Source organism: Mycobacterium sp. VKM Ac-1816D (genome assembly GCF_000416385.1).
In the GTDB taxonomy this organism is placed as follows: domain Bacteria; phylum Actinomycetota; class Actinomycetes; order Mycobacteriales; family Mycobacteriaceae; genus Mycobacterium; species Mycobacterium neoaurum_A.
This window is the reverse complement of record NZ_AOHQ01000142.1, coordinates 156665-175508: the sequence shown is the minus strand read 5'-3', so window position 1 is coordinate 175508 and position 18844 is coordinate 156665. Positions and strand designations below refer to the sequence as shown.

Here is an 18844-nt window from a genome sequence, read left to right as displayed (position 1 = left end):
ACACCAGAAGCACCCGAGCCGGCACACCTGCGATCCCACACCCGACGCACCATGACCGACCTACCCGCGGCCGCATAACCCAAAGCCACAGCGCACCTTGACAACTGAACAGAGAAGCGGCTTCGCTGCGGGTCGCGGCCGTGCGATCGACCGCTAGGCCGTCAGCCCGCGGGCGATCACCAGACGCTGGATCTGGTTGGTGCCCTCGAAGATCTGGGTGATCTTGGCTTCTCGCATGTAGCGTTCCGGCCGGAAGTCGCGGGTGTAGCCGACGCCGCCGAGTACCTGCACGGCATCGGTGGTCACCTTCATGGCGGCGTCGGTCGCGATCAGTTTGGCCACCGATGCCTGGGTCGAGTACGGCAGGCCGAGATCGCGTCGCCGCGCGGCGTCCAGATAGGTGGCTCGCGCGCTCACCACCGCGGCGGCCATATCGGCGAGTACGAATCCGAGTCCCTGATGGTCGATGATCTTGCGGCCGAACGTGGTTCGCTCGTTGGCGTACCGGGTGGCCTCATCGAGTGCGGCCTGGGCGATGCCGACGGCGACCGCTGCGATGCCAAGTCGGCCGGCGTCGAGCGCGGAGAAGGCGATCGAGAGGCCCTGTCCCTCGGCGCCGATCAACCGGTCGGCATCGAGTCGGGCGTTGTCGTAGAACGCCGCGGTGGTCGGCACGGCGTGGAGGCCCATCTTCTCCTCGGGCTTACCGAAGCTCAGGCCCTCCAGATCGCCGGGCACCAGGAAGCAGGAGATGCCCTTCGATCCGTCGCCGGTCCTGGCGAACAGCGTGTAGAAGTCGGCCTTGCCGCCGTGGGTGATCCACGCCTTGGATCCGTTGAGCACGTAGTGATCACCGTCCCTGGTCGCGGCGCAGCGAAGCGCGGCCGCATCGGAGCCGGCCTGCGGTTCGGACAGGCTGTAGGCGCCGATCTGGTTGCCCGACAGCATGCCGGGCAACCAGCGGCCCTTCTGCTCCTCGGTGCCGAAGGACAGCAGGGCATGGGTGGACAGGCTGTGCACGCTGACGGCCACCGCCACCGTGGCCCAGCGGGCCGCGATCTCCTCGAGCACCTGGAGGTACACCTCGTAGGGCTGACCGCCGCCGCCCCATTGCTCGGGCTGAGGCAGGCTGAGCAGCCCGGCGGCCCCGAGTTGGGGGAAGACCCCGTCGGGGTAGGTCTCGGTGCGCTCGTGCTCGTCGACGATCGGGTCGAGCACCTTGTCCGCGATGTCACGGGTCAGGGCGATCAGTTCGGCGGCATCCTCAGAGGGGAGCAGGCGGTCGACGGGCACGGGGTCACCTCTCGAAACAGTACTGTGGTGCGGTTCGCAGTATCGTCAAAAGAGTACTGGAAGACCTCCTGAAGTACTATCGCAGGATGTCCGAGCTGGTCGATAGTGGTTTCGCCACCCGCAGACAGATCCGGCTTTTCGACGAACTGCTGGAGTTGATGCTCGCAGAGGGATTCGGCCACCTGACGCTCGACGAGATCGCCGCCCGGTTGCGGTGCTCCAAGACCACGCTCTACGCCTTGGCGTCGAGCAAGGATGAGTTGGTGCGCCGGGTCACCGTGCACTTCTTCAAGCGGGCGACGATCGCGGTGGAGAGCAGCCTGGCGCGGACGGACACCCCGCGCGATCGCGTAGCGGCGTATCTGACTGCGGTCGGAGCCGAACTGGCCGTGGCGTCCGAGGCATTCATGACGGATATGAACGCGTTCGCTCCGGCGCGTGAGGTCTACGAAGCCAACACCGCCGCCGCCGCGGAGCGGGTGCGCCGGCTCATCGAGGAGGGAGTGGCCGCGGGAGCGTTCCGCTCGGTCAACGCCGCCTTCGCCGGAGATCTCATCGCCACCATGATGGTGCGCATCCAGCAGCGCGAGGTGGGTGCGGCCACCGGGCTCAGCGATGCCGAGGCCTACACGGAGTTGGCGACACTCCTCACCGACGGCCTACGGGCCTGACCCGGGTGCAGAAGCGACATGGTCGCCATCCCCGGAGGGTGATGGCGACCATGTCGTGGATTTCGGTGAACTGTGCACCGGGCCGACTGTTACAGCGCGGCGTTGATCGCGTCGACGCGATCCTTGGCATCGCCGAAGAGCATCTGGGTGTTCTCCCGGAAGAACAGCGGATTCTGCACGCCCGCGTAACCGGAGGCCATGGAGCGCTTGAACACGATGACGTTGTCGGCATTCCACACGGTGAGCACCGGCATACCGGCAATCGGTGATCCCGGATCCTCCGACGCAGCCGGGTTGACGGTGTCATTGGCCCCGATCACCAGCACCACCGAGGTGCCGTCGAAATCATCGTTGATCTCGTCCATTTCGAGCACGATGTCGTAAGGCACCTTGGCCTCGGCCAGCAGCACGTTCATGTGTCCGGGCAGCCGGCCCGCGACCGGGTGGATGCCGAAGCGCACGTCGACCCCGCGCTCGCGCAGCTTGCGGGTCAGGTCGGCGACCCCGTACTGGGCCTGCGCCACAGCCATGCCGTAGCCCGGTGTGATGATCACCGAGGAGGCGTTCGCGAGCAGTTCGGCCGCGCCCTCTGCGGTGATCTCGCGGTGTTCGCCGTAATCCTTGTCCTCGGCGGGGCCGGCCTCGATACCGAAACCGCCTGCGATGACCGAGATGAACGACCGGTTCATCGCCTTGCACATGATGTAGGACAGGAACGCACCCGAGGAGCCGACCAACGCACCGGTGATGATCAACAGATCGTTGCCCAGCAGGAAGCCCGAGGCCGCGGCGGCCCAGCCGGAGTAGCTGTTGAGCATCGAGACGACGACCGGCATATCGCCACCGCCGATGGAGGCGACCAGATGCCAGCCCAGCAGCAGCGCGAGCACGGTCACCACGACCAGCAGCCACAGCTGGGGTTCGATGACGAACCAGACCGTCAGTGCGATGAACACCACCAGCGCGCCGACGTTCAGGAAGTTCTTGCCCGGCAACATCAATGGCGCGGATTTGATCCGGGCCGACAGCTTGAGGTTGGCCACGATCGACCCGGTGAACGTCACCGCACCGATGAACACGCCGATGAACACCTCCGCCGAATGGATGCCCAGCATGCCCTGGCCGGCGAGGTGCGCGGCCTCGGCGCCGTCCGGATGGGCCTCCACGTGCAGGTAACCGTTCCAGCCGACCAGCACGGCGGCCAGGCCGACGAATGAGTGCAGCAGCGCGATGAGTTCGGGCATGCCGGTCATCTCGACGATCTTGGCCCGCCACAGACCGATCGCCGCGCCGATGGCCATGGCGCCCACCAGCAGCCCGAGGCCCAGCGGTTGGATATCGCGGCCGATGGCCAACACGACCGTGGCGATCAGCGCCACCGCCATGCCCGCGATGCCGAAGGTGTTGCCGGCCTTGGACGTTTCGTGTTTCGACAGGCCCGCGAGGGCCAGGATGAACAGCAGCGCCGCGACCACATAGGCCGCGGTGGCCGCGGTTTCCAGAGAAAGCATGGGGAATCCGTTCACAGAGAGTCTGGTGAGAAGTGGGAGGGCAGCCCTAGCTGCGGGAGAACATCGCGAGCATGCGGCGCGTCACCGCGAAACCACCGAAGACGTTGATGCTGGCCAGCAAGATCGCGATGGTGGCCAACACGGTGATCGCCAGATCACCGGTGCCGATCTGCAGCAGCGCTCCGACGACGATGATTCCCGAGATCGCATTGGTCACCGACATCAGCGGGGTGTGCAGCGCGTGGTGCACACCGCTGATCACGTAATAGCCGATGACGATCGCCAGCGCGAACACCACCAGGTGCACCTGCAGTGCGGCCGGCGAGATGGCGATCAACGCGAACAACGCCGCCGCTCCGGCGAACGTCAGTCCGAGCCTGCGCTGGGCCGACATCGGTGGCTTGGGCGCGGGCTTCTCGACCGGGGCGGCGGCAGCCGCGGCGGCCGGTGCCGCGGACACCTGCACCGGCGGGGGCGGCCAGGTGACCTCGCCGTCACGCACCACGGTGACCGAGCGCTGGACGACGTCCTCGAAGTCGAGGGTGAGCCGGCCGTCCTTCTCGGGCGTCACCAGCTTGAGCAGGTTCACCAGGTTGGTGCCGTAGAGCTGCGACGCGGTGGCGGGCAGGCGGCCGGCCAGGTCGGTGTAGCCGATGATCGTCACGCCGTTGTCGGTGACGATCGCCTGATCCTTCACGGTGCCCTCGACGTTGCCGCCGTTGGATGCGGCCATGTCCACGATCACGCTGCCCGGGCGCATGGAGGCGACCATCTCGGCGGTGATGATCCGCGGCGCAGGCCGACCCGGGATCAGGGCGGTGGTGATGATGATGTCGACCTCGCTGGCCAGCTCGGCATACAGCTGCGCCTCGCGGGCCTTGTAATCCTCGTCCATTTCCTTGGCATAACCGGTGGCCGAGACCTCGGCGGCCGCCGGGTCGACGGAGACGTACTCGCCGCCGAGGGACTTCACCTGGTCGGCGACCTCGGGCCGCGGGTCGGTGGCCTTCACGATGGCGCCGAGGCTGCCCGCGGCGCCGATGGCGGCCAGACCGGCCACCCCGGCGCCGACAACCAGGACCTTGGCAGGCGGCACCTTGCCCGCAGCGGTGACCTGGCCGGTGAAGAATCGTCCGAAGCTATGCGCGGCCTCGACGACGGCCCGGTAGCCGGCGATATTGGCCATCGAGGACAGCACGTCCAGCGATTGCGCGCGGGAGATGCGGGGCACCGCGTCCATCGCCAGCACCGTGATGGGGCGCGCCGACAACTTCTCGACGAGTTCGGGCTTCAGTGCCGGCGAGATCAGACTGACCAGCGTCGCGCCGTCCTTCAGTGTCGCGATCTCGGTGTCGTCGGGGGCGTTGACCTTCAGTACGACGTCGGCCGACAGCACTTCCTGGGTGGTGCCGATGCCGGCGCCCGCCTCCACATAGGCGGCGTCGGAGAAGCTCGAGGCCGCGCCCGCGCCGGACTCTACGACGACGTCATAACCCAGTTTGATGATTTGCCCAACGGTCGCAGGCGTCGCCGCGACCCGTGTCTCGCCCGCGTGAGTTTCGCGCGGAATGCCGATGATCATCGGAAGAGTCTCGCATTTGCCCGCGAATTGCGCGTATGCCCCTCATGCGGTGAGCGGTCGGCTGGCGTCGCCCAGCGTGGGCAAACACGCGAAACGCGGCGCGCTGACGTGCGCCAGCTCACAGCGGCCGGCTTACAACCAGTCCCGTCGGCGGAACATCACATACAGAATGGCGACGAGCACCACGATCAGCGCCGAGCTGGTGATGAACCCGGCCGCCGTCTCGATGCCCGGGTAGAGCACGTTCTGTCCGTAGAAGCCGGTGATGGCAGTCGGTACCGCGATGATCGCGGCCCAGCTGGTCAGCTTCTTCATCACCGTGTTGAGCCGGGCGTCCTGCAGGGAGAGGTTGGTCTCGAACACGGTGGTCACCATGTCGCGCAGCGACTCGGTCCATTCCGATGCACGCAGCACGTGGTCGTACAGGTCGGCGTAGAGCGAGTCCAGCGACGGTGCGCTCGCCGGCGATTCCCCGTCGAGGCGCCGGTGCTGGATCGCACCGACCACTTCGCGCATCGGCAACACCGCGCGACGCAGCTCGACGAGTTCCTTGCGCAGCCGGAAGGTCCGGCGCTGCAAGCCGCGCCGCGGCCCGCTCTCGTCGAAAAGCTCGTCCTCCAATCCCTCGATGGCGTCATCGAGGGATTGCACCGCGTCGAAGTGCCCGTCGACGACGACATCGAGCAGCGCGTGCACCAGGGCGCCCACCCCGTACTGCTGGCCACCGAGTTCGTCGAAGCGTTCGGAGACTTCGCGGATGTCGAAGTGCACCTCGGGGTGATTGACCGAGGGCAGGCGCACCGTGATCAGCCCGCGGGGCAGCACGAACGCCGAGATGCGGTGTTTGACGAGCGTGGAGGTGATGGATTCGTCTTCACCGGTGCCGAGGATGTCCACGGCGTAGACGGTGAAGAACGTGTGGGTGCGATACACGCTGGCCTTGGTCCGCTCCTTGGGCGCCACGGCGTCCTCGACGGCCCACATGTCCAGGTGCAGTTCGGCGGCCAGCGCCGCGAGCGCATCGTGGTCGGGGTTGTAGATATCGGCCCAGACCAGGTGGTCCTCGGATGCCAGGCAGTCCGAGATCGACTCGAAGGTGAATTCCTCGTCGTGGGCCTGCCCGCCCCGCCACAACCGACCGGTCACTGTCGTCACTCGGCCATCATTCACCGGATTCCTGGGCATCCAGGTAATGGACAGGCTTTCGGAAGATAATCCGGGGCACCACCTGACGAAGGAACTCATATGTCCGATATCGAAACAGTGATCGTCATCATCGCCGCGCTGGTCGCCGTGACGGTGGTCGTGACGCTGCTCGTCAGCACGTCCAGGGGCCGCAACGGCCGTCGCTAGCTCGACGCGCGGAGTTTCACCGCGCAGTCGGCTGGGCACCCGGAATTAGCGCACGCGTCGATTAGCGCGGCGTCCGTAGCCCAGCAAGGAGCGAAGATGTCTGACACGAACACGTTGTGGATCGTCATTGCCGCGGTGGTGGTCATCGCGATCGTGGTGGGGTTGGCCCTGGCCGCCCGGCAGAAGCGACGTCGGGTCGCTGCCGAGAAGATGCGCACCGAACTCGAGGCCGAGCGCGAGCAGGTGGCCAAGAGGCAGGCCCTGGCCGACGAGACCGACGCGCGGGCGCGGGCGGCCGCGGCCGAGGCGGAGGCCAAGGCAGCCGAGGCGCGCAGGCTGGCCGACCGGGCGTCGTCGCATCAGCAGACGGTGGCCGAGCAGCAGGAGGAGCTCGAGGAGCGCAGCAAGCGTATCGACAAGCTGGATCCGGACGTCAAGACCGGCAAGCGGGACGAGGGTGCCGAGGTCGGCAACGCGAGCACCGGTGACACCCCGCGGCGGGTCGACAATCTGCGCTGAGCGGTTTCGGTCTCGGATGGGCGGCGAACGCGTATCGACATGGGGCGAACCATGTCGGCTGGCCCGGCGCGCGTCCCACCATGTTGGGCATGGAAATGGTGATCGAACGCGGGCAGGCCCGGTGTCCCTTCTGTGTATCCGTGGCCGATTACCGATTCATCGAGAACGACCGCAGCCTGGTGCGCTACGAGGTGCACTGCCAGTCCTGCGGTGAGCGCTATCGGGAGAAGCTGGGCCTGGCCGCCGTGTCGACCGCCCCGGCCACGCAACCGTGGCTGCCCGAACCCGCGCAGCTGCCGGCGGTGCCGTTGAGCGAGCGGCTGCGGGCTGTCGCAGCGGGTGCCCGGGAACGCTCGGCGGCGGTGTCCGCGGCGGTGGCGGCCTCCACCGCTGCGGCCTGGAAACGCCGAGATGTACCGCCGTGGCTGGCCGGCGCGCTGGCGCGTGCCCAGCGCGGATAAAACTCACCTCGATTCCAGACCTTCTGCCACCGTCCCCACCCGGGTAGCAATACGCGGGTGAACACGACGCGGTCCGCCGACCCCTGCTGTTGCTGCTGAACTCGTCCGTTCAGTCCGTTTCCAGCAACAGAAAGTGGGCCGCCAGTGTCCGTTTTCGTCGATATCGTGCCCGACCCGTCGGCCGTCGACTCGCCACGTCCCGCGGCGCCCCGTCACCGACTGCGCGCCGTCCTCACCAAGGCCGGGCTGCCACTGCTGTCGGTGCTGGTGTTCTTCGCTGTCTGGCAGGTGGTCGCGAGTTCCGGCATCTGGAACCAGACGTTCGTGCCCTATCCGAGCACGGTCTGGCGCGCGTTCGTCGACGTCTCCACCACACATGACGGCGTGCGCGGCTACGCCGGTTACCTGCTGTACGAACACCTCTACATGACGCTGCGCCGGGTGCTGGCCGGCGTGGTCATCGGTGTGGTGATCGGCGTGCTGCTCGGTCTGTTGATGGGATCGGTGGGCTGGCTGCGCAGTGTGCTCGAGCCGTGGCTGACGTTCCTGCGGGCGCTACCGCCGCTGGCCTACTTCTTCCTGCTCGTCATCTGGCTGGGTATCGACGAAGCCCCCAAGATCACCCTGCTCGCCCTGGCAGCCTTGCCGCCCGCCGCGGTGGCCACCACCGCCGCCGTCGTCGCCGCGCCGGTCGGGTTACAGGAGGCGGCCCGTGCGCTGGGGGCGACCCGGGCCCAGGTGATCCGCGATGTCGTGGTACCCGCGGCGCTACCGGAGACCTTCACCGGGATCCGGCTGGCGGTCGGCATGGCCTATTCGTCGGTGGTCGCCGCGGAACTGTTCAACGGAATCCCCGGTATCGGCGGATTGGTCAGGGACGCAAGTAATTACAACAACACCCCAGTCGTGCTGGTCGGAATCTTCGCCATCGGGTTCTCAGGGCTGGTCATCGACGGATTGCTGCGGTCGCTGGAACGGCGTGCCGTCCCCTGGAGAGGAAAAATCTAGATGAAGTTCAAATCCCTACTGGCAGTGGCTGTCAGCGCTATCGCGCTGGCCGGTTGCGCGGTGGACAACTCCGGATCCGGCGGCGGCGGAAGCGACCCGGCCAAGCCCACGCTGCGCATCGGCTACCAGACCTTCCCCAGCGGCGACCTGATCGTCAAGAACAACAGATGGTTGGAAGAGGCGCTGCCCGACTTCAACATCAAGTGGATCAAGTTCGATTCGGGTGCCGATGTCAACACTGCGTTCATCGCCAAGGAACTCGATTTCGGGGCGCTGGGCTCCAGCCCGGTGGCACGGGGACTGTCGGCACCGCTGAACATCCCCTACAAGGTGGCCTTCGTGTTGGATGTCGCCGGTGACAACGAGGCGCTGATCGCGCGTAACGACGCGGGGGTCAACAGCATCCCCGATCTGCGCGGGAAGCGGATCGCCACCCCGTTCGCCTCGACCGCGCATTACAGTCTGTTGGCAGCGCTGGCGCAGAACGGCCTGTCGCCCAACGATGTTCAGCTCATCGACCTGCAACCACAGGCCATCCTGGCGGCTTGGGAGCGCGGCGACATCGACGCCGCATACACCTGGTTGCCGACGCTGGACCAGCTGCGCAAGACCGGCAAGGACCTGATCACCAGCCGCAGGCTGGCCGCCGACGGTAAGCCGACCCTCGATCTCGGTGTGGTCGCCGACGCGTTCGCCCAAGAACACCCCGAAGTGGTCGACACCTGGCGTAAGCAGCAGGCCCGTGCGCTGGACACCATTTCCGACGATCCGGCCGCGGCGGCCAAGGCGATCGCCGCCGAGATCGGTCTGCCCGACACCGAGGTGGCCGGTCAGCTCAAGCAGGGTGTGTACCTGACCCCCGCCGCCGTCGCCTCGCCCGAGTGGCTGGGTTCGGAGGGGGCGCCGGGCAATATCGCCACGAACCTGCAGAGCGCATCGCAGTTCCTGGCCGACCAGAAGCAGATTCCGGCGGCCGCGGACCTGAAGACCTTCCAGGACGCCATCTACGTGAAGGGGCTTCCCGGTGTCATCACGGGCGGCTGAGCCGGCGGGTGGGTTACGCATCGCCAATGTGGCCCACCGCTACGGCCGCGGCTCCGATCAGGTGACCGCGCTGGGGCCGGTGGACCTGGAGGTGGAACCGGGGGCCTTCCTGGTGCTGGTCGGTGCCTCCGGATGTGGGAAGAGCACTCTGCTAAGGCTCATCGCCGGGTTCGAATCGCCCAGCGAGGGCGAGGTGCAGGTCGGCGGGACGGCGCCGACACCCGGGGTCACCTCCGGGGTGGTATTCCAGCAGCCGCGGTTGTTCCCGTGGCGCACGGTGGGTGGAAACGTCGACCTCGCGCTCAAGTACGCGAAGGTGCCGCGCGATCGGCGCGCCGAACGCCGCGAGCAGCTGCTCGAGCGCGTGGGGCTGGACGGTACCGCCGACCGCAAGATCTGGGAGATCAGCGGCGGGCAACAGCAGCGCGTCGCGATCGCCCGCGCGTTGGCCGCCGAGACGCCGCTGTTCCTGCTCGACGAGCCGTTCGCCGCGCTCGATGCGCTGACCCGCGAGCGGCTGCAGGACGATGTGCGTCAGGTCAGTGCCGAATCGGGGCGCACCACGGTGTTCGTCACGCACAGTGCCGAGGAGGCGGCGTTCCTCGGTTCACGCATCGTGGTGCTGACCCGCCGGCCGGGCAAGATCGCCCTGGACCTGCCCTCGGAGCTGCCGCGCACCGGTGTCGACGCCGACGAGCTGCGGCGGTCACCGGAGTTCCTCGAGCTCAGGAATGCGGTCGGCGAGGCAGTGAAGGCGGCTGCGGCCTGAGTGTCGAGCCAAAAAAGCACCCGCACGCCATAAGCGTGCGGGTGCTTTTTACGTCTCGTTAGACCGGGGGATACGCCGGCGGCGGGTACACGCCGCGCAGGCCCCAGGCCAGCCAGCTGAAGAAGAACTCGCCCTCGTCACTGATGTCGTAATCGGGATTAGGATCCATAGTCGCCTCCGCCGCAGCAAGCCCTGTTTGGCAGAAGTCTAGACCCACTGGGCGATCCCAGGACAGTCAAACCGCCCCATTGCCTACACTGGCCAACCAGTTGATTGGTCAACCCCGGGTCGTCCGGGTCTGCAGATAGCGAGTTGCCATGTCCACCGAAGCCGCATCCAACGGTTCGTCACGGCGCGACGAACTGCTGGCGGTCGCCGCCAAGCTCTTCGCCGCCCGTGGCTACCACGGCACCCGGATGGACGATGTCGCCGACGCGGTCGGGCTCAACAAGGCCACCGTGTACCACTACTACGCAAGCAAATCGCTGATCCTCTGGGATATCTACAAGCGGACCGCCGACTTCACCGTCGGTGCCCTGCACGACGACCCGACGGCCACCGCACGCGAGACCATCTACCACTTCACCCGGCGGTTGCTCACCGGCATCGCCAACGACCTGGAGGCGGCCGCGGTCTATTTCCAGGAGGGCCCGTACATCTCGGAGTGGTTCACCGAGGAGCAGGTCGCCTACATCCGGACCGCCGAGGCCACGGTGTACGAGCACGTACGCGATGTCATCGATCGCGGAATCGCCAGCGGCGAGTTCTTCGACTGCGATTCCCACGTCTTGGCACTGGGCTATATCGGGATGACCCTGGGCGCCTACCGGTGGCTACGCCCGCACGGCCGCCGGACGGCCCAGGAGATCGCCGTGGAGTTCAGCACCGCACTGTTGCGGGGACTGATCCGGGACGAGGCCGTCCGCACGGCCGAGCCGCTCGGCGGGGCCCAGTAGTGGGGGGACCAGGAATGACCGATCTGTTCCGCCTGGACGGCAAGGTCGCCGTGGTCACCGGCGGTGGCCGCGGTATCGGCGTGATGATGGCCCGCGGTCTGTTGCAGGCCGGTGCGGCCAAGGTGTACCTGGCCGCGCGCAAACAGGCCGAACTCGACGCGTCGGTGGCTGAACTGTCCGCCCTCGGCGAGGTCGAGGGCATCTCCGCCGACCTCGGTACGGCGGCGGGCATCCAGGCCCTCGCCGATGCCGTCGCGGCGAAGGAGGACGCGGTCCACGCGCTGTTCAACAACGCGGGCGCCAACTGGGGCGAGCCCTTCGAGACATTCCCCGAGTCGGGGTTCGACCGGGTCTTCGACGTCAACGTCAAGGGTGTCTTCCTGCTGACCCGCGCGCTGGTGCCGCTGCTGACCGCCGCCGCCACCGACGACGATCCGGCCCGGGTGATCAACACCGGCAGCGTCGACGGTTTCCACGTGCCCGAACGCGGTCGCAACAACTTCTCGTACGCCGCCAGCAAGGCCGCGGTCCACACGCTGACCCAGCACCTGGCCGGCGAACTGGCGCCCAAGATCCTGGTGAACGCCATCGCGCCGGGGCTCTTCCCGTCGCGGATGACCAAGGTGCTGTTGTCGGCGGGTGAGGAGGCCGTCGGTGCGGCCCTGCCGCTGGGACGCGTCGGGCAGCCCGACGATATGGCCGGTATCGCGGTCTTCCTGGCGAGCCGTGCCAGCAGCTATGTCACCGGCACGGTGATCCCGGTCGACGGCGGGGTCAGCACCATCCGCTGATGGCGCGAAAAGTCGATGTGTGAACTGCGTCGCACCTGGGTAACTGGGTGTACATGTGTTCACTTGATCTTCGCGGGCTGACGAAATGGAGCCAGAAGCCCGCGCGTGATATCGCGACGGCGTCGCCGGAGGGCGGCTCCACGATCAACATGATCCGCGGGCTGGCGGCCAGGGCCACCACTCCGCTCCTACCCGACGACTACCTGAAGATGCTCAACCCCCTGTGGACCGCCCGCGAACTACGCGGTGCGATCGTCGATGTCCGCAGGGAGACCGAGGATTCGGCCACGGTCGTCATCAAACCGGGGTGGGGTTTCGCCGCCGACTATCAGCCCGGTCAGTACGTCGGAATCGGCCTGCGGGTCGACGGCCGGTGGCACTGGCGGTCCTACTCCCTGACCTCGGTGCCCGAACGCGACGGCAAGCTGATCTCGATCACCGTCAAGGCCACCCCGGAAGGCTTCCTGTCCACCCACCTCGTCAACGGTGTGAAACCCGGAACAATTGTTCGCTTGGCGGCCCCCAAGGGGCAGTTCGCCCTGCCCGATCCGCCGCCGGTGAAGATGCTCCTCGTCACCGCGGGCAGCGGGATAACCCCGGTGATCGCCATGCTGAGGTCCATCGCGCAGCGCGGTCAGACCAGCAATATCGTGCACATCCACTCGGCGCCGTCGCCGCAGGATGTCATCTTTCACGACGAGCTGATCGAGATGCAGGACGGCAGGCCCGACTACCGGCTGCACCTGCAGATGACCGACCGGATGGGGCACCTCGACCTGGACCGGCTGGCCGATATCGTCCCCGACTGGACCGAGCGGCCCACCTGGGCATGCGGGCCACCGGCCATGCTGGACGATATCGAGCGCGTCTGGACGGCGGCCGGGCTGCCCGAAAACCAGTTGCACATGGAGCGATTCGTCATCGACCGGACCGACAAGGGCGGTGAGGGCGGCACGGTGACCTTCGCCATCTCGGACAAGACGATCGAGGTCGACGGAGCCACATCCCTGCTGGAGGCCGGCGAGCGCCTCGGCATTCAGATGCCCTTCGGATGCCGGATGGGAATCTGCCAAACCTGCGTGCTGCCACTGGAATCCGGGCATGTGCGCGACTTCCGGTCAGGCGTCGAGCACGGCGAGGGTGACCGGATCCAGACCTGCGTCTCGGCCGCGTCCGGCGACTGCACCATCAACGTCTAGGAGGAATCGCATGGCCATCACCGATATCAAGGCATACGCCCACCTCACATCCGACGATGTCGACCAACTCGAACGTGAGCTCGACGCGATCCGAGCCGAGGTGGAGGAATCCCGCGGCGAGCGCGACGCCCGCTACATCCGCCGGTCCATTCAGCTGCAACGCGCGCTTGCCGTCGGCGGACGCATCGCATTGTTCAACAGTCGCAACAAGATCTGCTGGGCGGCGGGCACCGCGATGCTGGGCGCGGCCAAGATCATCGAGAACATGGAACTCGGGCACAACATCATCCACGGCCAGTGGGATTGGATGAACGACCCGGAGATCCACTCGACCGAATGGGAGTGGGACACCACCTCGCCGGCCGTGCACTGGAAGAAGTCGCACAACTACATCCACCACAAGTACACCAATGTCATCGGCCTCGACGACGATATCGGCTACGGCATCATGCGGCTCACTCGCGACGAGCCGTGGGAGCGCTGGATGATCGGCAACTCGCTCTACAACTTCCTGCTCGGCACGTTGTTCGAATGGGGCGTCGCATTGCACGGCGTGGAAACCACGAAGTGGCGCAAGGGCGAGAAGACCATGGCGGAGATCCGCAAGGATCTGCGCATCATCGGCAAGAAGGTCGCCAAGCAGGTCGGCAAGGACTACGTGATCTTCCCGGCGCTGTCGGGACCCAACTGGAAATACACCCTGGGGGCGAACGCGGTCGCCAACCTGATCCGCAACTACTGGGCGTACGTGGTGATCTTTTGCGGTCATTTCCCGGACGGCGCAGAGAAATTCACCCGCGAGGAGTTCGAGCGAGAATCACGCGGTGAGTGGTATCTGCGCCAGATGCTGGGATCCGCGAACTTCCATGCCGGGCCGGTGATGGCCTTCATGAGTGGCAACCTCTGCTACCAGATCGAGCACCACCTCTTCCCGGATCTGCCGAGCAACCGGTACTCCGAGATCGCGGTGAAGGTGCAGGCGCTGTGCGACAAGTACGACCTGCCCTACACGACGGGCTCGCTGGCGCGTCAGTACAGCCAGTCGTGGTGGACGATCGCCAAACTGGCACTGCCGAACAGATTCCTCAAGGCCACCCCGGATGACGCGCCGGAGACCAACTCCGAGCTGAAATTCCGGATCCGCGACGGCGTCCGGGAATCTTTCGGGATCGATCCGGCCACCGGCCGGCGGCGTGGGCTGCGCACCGCATTGCGCGAACTCAGGTCGGGGGAGATCGCGGCCGCCTGAGCGGGGGTTAGCCTGGCGATATGAAGTCGACCATCCTGTCGCGGCGCGACCTGGATTTTCTGCTCTACGAATGGCTGCGGGTCGAGGAGTTGACCGCACTGCCGCGTTTCGCCGAGCACTCCCGGGAGACGTTCGACGGTGTGCTGGAACTCTGTGAGCAGCTGGCCGAACGGTACTTCGCGCCGCACAACAAGCTCAGCGACGCCAACGAGCCCACGTTCGACGGCACCACCGTCACCGTCATCCCGGAGGTGAAGGTGGCGCTGGAGGCGTTCGCCAAGGCCGATCTGATCGGGATGTCCTTCGACGCCGAACTCGGTGGCGCGCAGCTGCCGACCGCCGTCGCCCAGGCCGGGTTCGCCTGGATCTCGGCGGCCAACATCAGCACCTCTGGTTACCTGATGCTGACCATCGCCAACGCCAATCTGCTCGCGGAGTTCGGCACCCCCGAGCAGGTCGACAGGTTCGTCAAACCGATGCTGGCGGGCCGGTTCACCGGCACCATGGCGCTCTCGGAAACCCAGGCAGGTTCCTCGCTGGCCGATATCACCACGCGCGCCGAGCCGCAGGACGACGGCACCTACCGGGTGTACGGCACCAAGATGTGGATCTCGGGCGCCGAACACGAGATGAGCGAGAACATCGTCAACCTGGTGCTGGCGAAGATCCCCGGCGGCCCCGCGGGGACCAAGGGCATCTCGCTGTTCATCGTGCCCAAGTACATCGTCGACGCCGACGGCACGGTGGGTGCGCGCAATGCGGTGGCGATCTCCGGGCTCAACCACAAGATGGGACAACGTGGCATCACCAACACCGTGCTGAACTTCGACGGCGCGGTCGGGTATCTGGTCGGTGAACCGCATCGTGGGCTGGCCTACATGTTCCACATGATGAACGAGGCGCGGCTCGGGGTCGGGATGGGCGCGGTGGCACTGGGTTACACCGGCTATCTCAAGTCGCTGGACTACGCCCGCGAACGCCCCCAGGGACGCTTGGTGAAGGACCCGGCCACCCCGCAGGTCCCGATCATCGCCCATGCCGATGTCAAACGGATGCTGCTCGCGCAGAAGTCCTACGTCGAGGGTGCCTTGGGGCTGGCCCTGTACTGCGCGAAGCTCACCGACCTCGGTGAGCGCGAGCTGCTCGACATCCTGACCCCGATCGCCAAGAGCTGGCCCTCGCAGTGGTGCCTGGAGGCCAACAGCCTGGCCATTCAGGTGCTGGGCGGCTACGGCTACACCCGCGAGTACGACGTCGAGCAGCACTATCGGGACAACCGGCTCAACCCGATCCACGAGGGCACCCACGGAATCCAGAGCCTGGACCTGTTGGGTCGCAAGGTCGCCCAGAACGGCGGGGCGGCCATGACGGCGCTGGCGAACCGCATCGCCGACACGGTGGCCCGGGCCGGTGATGACCCGATGGCCGCGCAGCTGGCCGCGGCGTGGCAGCGTCTGGTCGAGGTGACCGCCACGATGTTCGCCGGCGACGACCCCGTGGTGACGATGGCAAACAGCGCGGTCTATCTGGAGGCCTTCGGCCATATCGTGATCGCGTGGGTATGGCTGGAGCAACACCTGGCCGCGTTTGCCAAAGATGGTGATTTCTACGAAGGCAAGCGGCAGGCCGCGCGGTTCTTCTACCGCTACGAGTTGCCCAAGGTGTATCCGCAACTGGATTTGCTGGCCAGCCTGGACCGTACGACGCTGGATATGCAGAGCAGTTGGTTCTGATTCGACCCGGAATGGTCGGACGGTAGCTACTTGGCGCGTACCCTTCCTGACGTAACCGTCAAAACGCGCGATCGACGAAGCTCCGGAAGGGCCCTCATGGGGATGTCTGCCACTCGTTCACTGGCCGCGCTGGCGGCGGCCGCCGCGTTGGTGGTCACCGCATGTGACGGTGCGCCCGCCGATGCCTCGAGCGCGGCCGAGGGCATCTGGCCCACCGGTGCGGTGGACATGCTGGTCGGCTATGCCGCAGGCGGGTCCAGCGATCTGGTCAGCCGCGCCGTCGCCAAGGGACTCGCCGCCGATCTGGACCAGCCGTTCCGCGTCATCAATCGCCAGGGCGATAACGGTGCCGCCGCGGCGGCCGATCTCGCCGGTGCGCCCGCCGACGGCACGATGCTGTCCATCCAGAATGCGTCGCTGTACACCATCACACCGCTGGCGGTGGCTCCGGACAAGGTCCGCCATATCGACGACGTCGACGTGGTGCACGGCATTTCCAGCGAGAACTATGTGCTGGTGACCACCCCGCAGACGGGCCTGCGCACCTTCACCGATCTGCAGACGGCCCAGCGGCCGCTGCGATACGGCACCACCGGGGTGGGGACCGGAGCACAACTGTCCGGGGCACTGCTGATGAAGGGTGCTGGGGTGCTCTCCCAGGCGGTGCCGTTCGACAGCGGGGCCCCGAACCTGGCGGCCGTGCTGGCCAACGACGTCGATATCGCCGTCATCCACGTGGGGGAGGCGATCGAGAACATCGATTCGGGCAAGCTGGTCGCGCTCAACGTCTTCAGCCCCGAGCGGATCGATTTCCTGCCCGACGTCCCGACCGCCCGTGAACTGGGCTATGACGTGGTCGTCTCGCAGTATCGCTTCATGACCGTGCCCAAGGGCACCCCCGCCGAGGTGACCGGCCCGCTGGTCGCCGGTCTCAAGGCCACCTTCGCCAGTGCGGCCTATCAGCGCTTCAACGAGCAGAACAGCCTGACGCCGATGGAGATACCCGGCGACCAGGTCCTCGCCCGACTGACCGACGATGCCCGCCGCTACGCAGAGATGGTGGTCACGGGCGGTATCGATCTGCGCGATATTGGGTAAACCCCTGATGTGTTTCGCATCTCTTTCGCGTGCCTAGGGCCGCCCGTAAGCCGACTCAGTATGTGAGTGCAGGCGGAGGAGATGACTATGGCCGAGCAGCGACTGCTCGTCGAAGGGGATACGTGCTGGCGCACGGTCGAGGCGGAGCGCTTCGCGCCGATCATCGACGGCGCGGACTATCTGGCCCACGTGAAATCGGCGATGCTGGGTGCGGAGAACCGGATCCTGCTGGTGGGCTGGGACTTCGATGCCCGGACGACGTTCGAACCGGGGCGTGGCACGCTACCGGGCCCCAACCAGCTCGGACCGTTCCTGTTCTGGCTGCTGTGGCGCCGCCCGCACCTCAAGGTGTACGTGCTCAAGACCAACCTGAGGCTGCTGTCGGTATTCGAGCGCTACTGGTACAGCATCGTCCCGGTCGAGTGGCTCAACCGGATCACCTCCGAACGAATGCACCTGGCCGTGGACGGCGCGCACCCCACCGGAGCGGTGCATCATCAGAAGGTCGTGGTGATCGACGATGCGGTGGCCTTCTGCGGGGGTATCGATCTGACGCTGGGCCGGTGGGACACCCGCGACCACGACGCGGACAACCCTGGGCGCCGCGGCGGCGGTGAATCGTACGGTCCGCGGCACGAGGTCGCCGCCGTCGTCGACGGACCCGCGGCCCAGGCGCTCGGCGAATTGGCCCGCGACCGCTGGCGACAGGCCACCGGGGAGGAATTGCCGCCGCTGGGGCCCGGCGCGAGTGTCTGGCCCAAGCACTGCGAACCGGCGTTACGAAACGTCGAGGTGGGTATCGCCCGCACGTTGCCCTCGTTGCCCGAGCGCGAGGAGGTCCGCGAGGTGGAGGCGCTCAATCTGGCGGCCGTCGCGGCGGCGCGCGACGTCATCTACCTGGAGAACCAGTACCTGGCCTCCCGCGGCATCTGCGAGGCCCTCGCCGACCGCCTGCGTGAGCGCAACGGCCCCGAGGTGATAGTCGTGCTGCCGCGCACCTCGGAGAGCCCGCTGGAACGCGAATCGATGGACAGCGCGCGTGAACGGATGCTCCGATTGTTGTGGGAGGCCGACGAACACGACCGGCTCGGGGTCTACTGGCCTGCCGTGCCCGGCGGGCAGTCGCTCTATGTGCACTCCAAGGTCGTGGTCATCGATGATCGGTTCCTGCGCATCGGATCGTCCAACCTGAATAACAGATCGCTGGGCTTCGACAGCGAATGCGATCTGGCGCTGGAGGATTCGCCGGACCGTGCGGACATCCGCGCGCATATCGCCGATATGCGCGACGGCCTGCTCGCCGAGCATCTGCGGCTGCCGCTCGACAGCGTCCGCGCCGAGATCCGCGCCAGGGGGTCGATCCTGAAGGCCGTCGACACCCTGCGCGGACGCTCGCTGCGCAAGTTCACCCCGCACATGGTGTCCGCCGATGCCGGCCCGTTCGCCGAGAACGACCTGATGGATCCCGTCCGGGTGCCCACCTCGTTGGCCGTCAGCGTCGCCTCGGTGGCCATCGCCTTTGTCACCTGGCCGTTGGTCAAGGGCGCCCCGGGAGCGTGGTCGGTGGTGCGCTCTGTCGGCAAGCGGGTAGGCCTGCCGATCTGAGG

General features: G+C 66.7%; 18 protein-coding genes. 13 read left to right on the top strand and 5 right to left on the bottom strand.

The features are described 5' to 3' along the window. Positions 1-153 precede the first annotated feature (153 nt). Positions 154-1293: an acyl-CoA dehydrogenase family protein gene (locus G154_RS21815; protein ID WP_019514160.1), complete on the bottom strand. Its 1140-nt coding sequence runs from the start codon at positions 1291-1293 to the stop codon at positions 154-156. 86 nt (positions 1294-1379) lie between these two features. On the opposite strand from G154_RS21815, the gene G154_RS21810 reads away from it, so the two are divergent. Next, positions 1380-1964, top strand: coding sequence for a TetR/AcrR family transcriptional regulator (locus tag G154_RS21810; protein WP_019514161.1), 585 nt, complete (start codon positions 1380-1382; stop codon positions 1962-1964). An 89-nt stretch (positions 1965-2053) separates the two neighbouring features. On the opposite strand, the gene pntB is transcribed toward G154_RS21810, so the two are convergent. From pntB to G154_RS21795, 3 genes are all read right to left on the bottom strand, one after another. Next, the gene (gene pntB, locus G154_RS21805) at positions 2054-3475 is read right to left on the bottom strand and encodes a Re/Si-specific NAD(P)(+) transhydrogenase subunit beta (protein ID WP_019514162.1); all 1422 of its coding nucleotides are present in this window, start codon (positions 3473-3475) and stop codon (positions 2054-2056) included. Positions 3476-3521: 46 nt separating this feature from the next. Beyond that, on the bottom strand, positions 3522-5057 hold the full coding sequence (locus G154_RS21800) for a Re/Si-specific NAD(P)(+) transhydrogenase subunit alpha (RefSeq protein ID WP_019514163.1): 1536 nt from the start codon (positions 5055-5057) through the stop codon (positions 3522-3524). Positions 5058-5189: 132 nt separating this feature from the next. Then, on the bottom strand, positions 5190-6212 hold the full coding sequence (locus G154_RS21795) for a magnesium transporter CorA family protein (RefSeq protein WP_023985073.1): 1023 nt from the start codon (positions 6210-6212) through the stop codon (positions 5190-5192). Positions 6213-6506: 294 nt separating this feature from the next. Between G154_RS21795 and G154_RS21790 the strand changes: the two genes are divergently transcribed. The 5 genes from G154_RS21790 to G154_RS21770 all read left to right on the top strand — a co-directional run bounded on the left by G154_RS21790 (position 6507) and on the right by G154_RS21770 (position 10211). Further along, entirely contained in the window at positions 6507-6929 is a 423-nt protein-coding gene (locus tag G154_RS21790; RefSeq protein WP_019514166.1) for a hypothetical protein, read from the top strand. Between the two features lie 89 nt (positions 6930-7018). After that, positions 7019-7390 (top strand): hypothetical protein, encoded by a 372-nt coding sequence (locus G154_RS21785; protein WP_019514167.1) that lies wholly within the window; start codon positions 7019-7021, stop codon positions 7388-7390. 144 nt (positions 7391-7534) lie between these two features. Continuing rightward, positions 7535-8398 carry an ABC transporter permease gene (locus G154_RS21780; RefSeq protein ID WP_019514168.1) on the top strand — a complete coding sequence of 288 codons (864 nt, stop codon included), beginning with the start codon at positions 7535-7537 and terminating at the stop codon, positions 8396-8398. Next, a complete protein-coding gene (locus tag G154_RS21775; protein ID WP_019514169.1) occupies positions 8399-9442 on the top strand; it encodes an ABC transporter substrate-binding protein in 1044 nt (347 codons plus the stop codon). Then, positions 9423-10211, top strand: a complete 789-nt coding sequence (locus G154_RS21770; RefSeq protein ID WP_023985072.1) for an ABC transporter ATP-binding protein — start codon at positions 9423-9425, stop codon at positions 10209-10211. The genes G154_RS21775 and G154_RS21770 overlap by 20 nt, the downstream gene beginning before the upstream one ends. 58 nt (positions 10212-10269) lie before the next feature. Here the strand turns inward: G154_RS21770 and G154_RS26575 are convergent, their stop codons facing one another. After that, positions 10270-10380: a hypothetical protein gene (locus G154_RS26575; protein ID WP_019514171.1), complete on the bottom strand. Its 111-nt coding sequence runs from the start codon at positions 10378-10380 to the stop codon at positions 10270-10272. A 148-nt stretch (positions 10381-10528) separates the two neighbouring features. On the opposite strand from G154_RS26575, the gene G154_RS21765 reads away from it, so the two are divergent. The 7 genes from G154_RS21765 to G154_RS21735 all read left to right on the top strand — a co-directional run bounded on the left by G154_RS21765 (position 10529) and on the right by G154_RS21735 (position 18842). After that, on the top strand, positions 10529-11167 hold the full coding sequence (locus tag G154_RS21765; RefSeq protein ID WP_019514172.1) for a TetR/AcrR family transcriptional regulator: 639 nt from the start codon (positions 10529-10531) through the stop codon (positions 11165-11167). Between the two features lie 14 nt (positions 11168-11181). Next, complete coding sequence (locus G154_RS21760) at positions 11182-11958, top strand: SDR family oxidoreductase (RefSeq protein WP_019514173.1); 777 nt, start codon at positions 11182-11184, stop codon at positions 11956-11958. Between the two features lie 53 nt (positions 11959-12011). Further along, positions 12012-13157 (top strand): ferredoxin reductase, encoded by a 1146-nt coding sequence (locus tag G154_RS21755; protein WP_023985071.1) that lies wholly within the window; start codon positions 12012-12014, stop codon positions 13155-13157. Positions 13158-13167: 10 nt separating this feature from the next. Then, positions 13168-14406 carry a fatty acid desaturase gene (locus G154_RS21750; RefSeq protein WP_019514175.1) on the top strand — a complete coding sequence of 413 codons (1239 nt, stop codon included), beginning with the start codon at positions 13168-13170 and terminating at the stop codon, positions 14404-14406. A gap of 20 nt (positions 14407-14426) precedes the next feature. Then, the gene (locus tag G154_RS21745) at positions 14427-16139 is read left to right on the top strand and encodes an acyl-CoA dehydrogenase (protein WP_019514176.1); all 1713 of its coding nucleotides are present in this window, start codon (positions 14427-14429) and stop codon (positions 16137-16139) included. A 102-nt stretch (positions 16140-16241) separates the two neighbouring features. Continuing rightward, the gene (locus G154_RS21740) at positions 16242-17237 is read left to right on the top strand and encodes a tripartite tricarboxylate transporter substrate binding protein (protein WP_019514177.1); all 996 of its coding nucleotides are present in this window, start codon (positions 16242-16244) and stop codon (positions 17235-17237) included. Positions 17238-17324: 87 nt separating this feature from the next. Continuing rightward, the gene (locus G154_RS21735) at positions 17325-18842 is read left to right on the top strand and encodes a phospholipase D-like domain-containing protein (protein WP_019514178.1); all 1518 of its coding nucleotides are present in this window, start codon (positions 17325-17327) and stop codon (positions 18840-18842) included. Positions 18843-18844: the final 2 nt, after the last annotated feature.

Bases quoted from the DNA above. Each gene is read 5' to 3' on its own strand.
- G154_RS21745 (WP_019514176.1), top strand. From the start codon at position 14,427: ATGAAGTCGACCATCCTGTCGCGGCGCGACCTGGATTTTCTGCTCTAC.
- G154_RS21755 (WP_023985071.1), top strand. From the start codon at position 12,012: ATGTGTTCACTTGATCTTCGCGGGCTGACGAAATGGAGCCAGAAGCCC.
- G154_RS21810 (WP_019514161.1), top strand. From the start codon at position 1,380: ATGTCCGAGCTGGTCGATAGTGGTTTCGCCACCCGCAGACAGATCCGG.
- G154_RS21790 (WP_019514166.1), top strand. From the start codon at position 6,507: ATGTCTGACACGAACACGTTGTGGATCGTCATTGCCGCGGTGGTGGTC.
- G154_RS21765 (WP_019514172.1), top strand. From the start codon at position 10,529: ATGTCCACCGAAGCCGCATCCAACGGTTCGTCACGGCGCGACGAACTG.
- G154_RS26575 (WP_019514171.1), bottom strand. From the start codon at position 10,380: ATGGATCCTAATCCCGATTACGACATCAGTGACGAGGGCGAGTTCTTC.
- G154_RS21800 (WP_019514163.1), bottom strand. From the start codon at position 5,057: ATGATCATCGGCATTCCGCGCGAAACTCACGCGGGCGAGACACGGGTC.
- G154_RS21775 (WP_019514169.1), top strand. From the start codon at position 8,399: ATGAAGTTCAAATCCCTACTGGCAGTGGCTGTCAGCGCTATCGCGCTG.
- pntB (WP_019514162.1), bottom strand. From the start codon at position 3,475: ATGCTTTCTCTGGAAACCGCGGCCACCGCGGCCTATGTGGTCGCGGCG.
- G154_RS21750 (WP_019514175.1), top strand. From the start codon at position 13,168: ATGGCCATCACCGATATCAAGGCATACGCCCACCTCACATCCGACGAT.
- G154_RS21760 (WP_019514173.1), top strand. From the start codon at position 11,182: ATGACCGATCTGTTCCGCCTGGACGGCAAGGTCGCCGTGGTCACCGGC.
- G154_RS21785 (WP_019514167.1), top strand. From the start codon at position 7,019: ATGGAAATGGTGATCGAACGCGGGCAGGCCCGGTGTCCCTTCTGTGTA.
- G154_RS21740 (WP_019514177.1), top strand. From the start codon at position 16,242: ATGTCTGCCACTCGTTCACTGGCCGCGCTGGCGGCGGCCGCCGCGTTG.
- G154_RS21735 (WP_019514178.1), top strand. From the start codon at position 17,325: ATGGCCGAGCAGCGACTGCTCGTCGAAGGGGATACGTGCTGGCGCACG.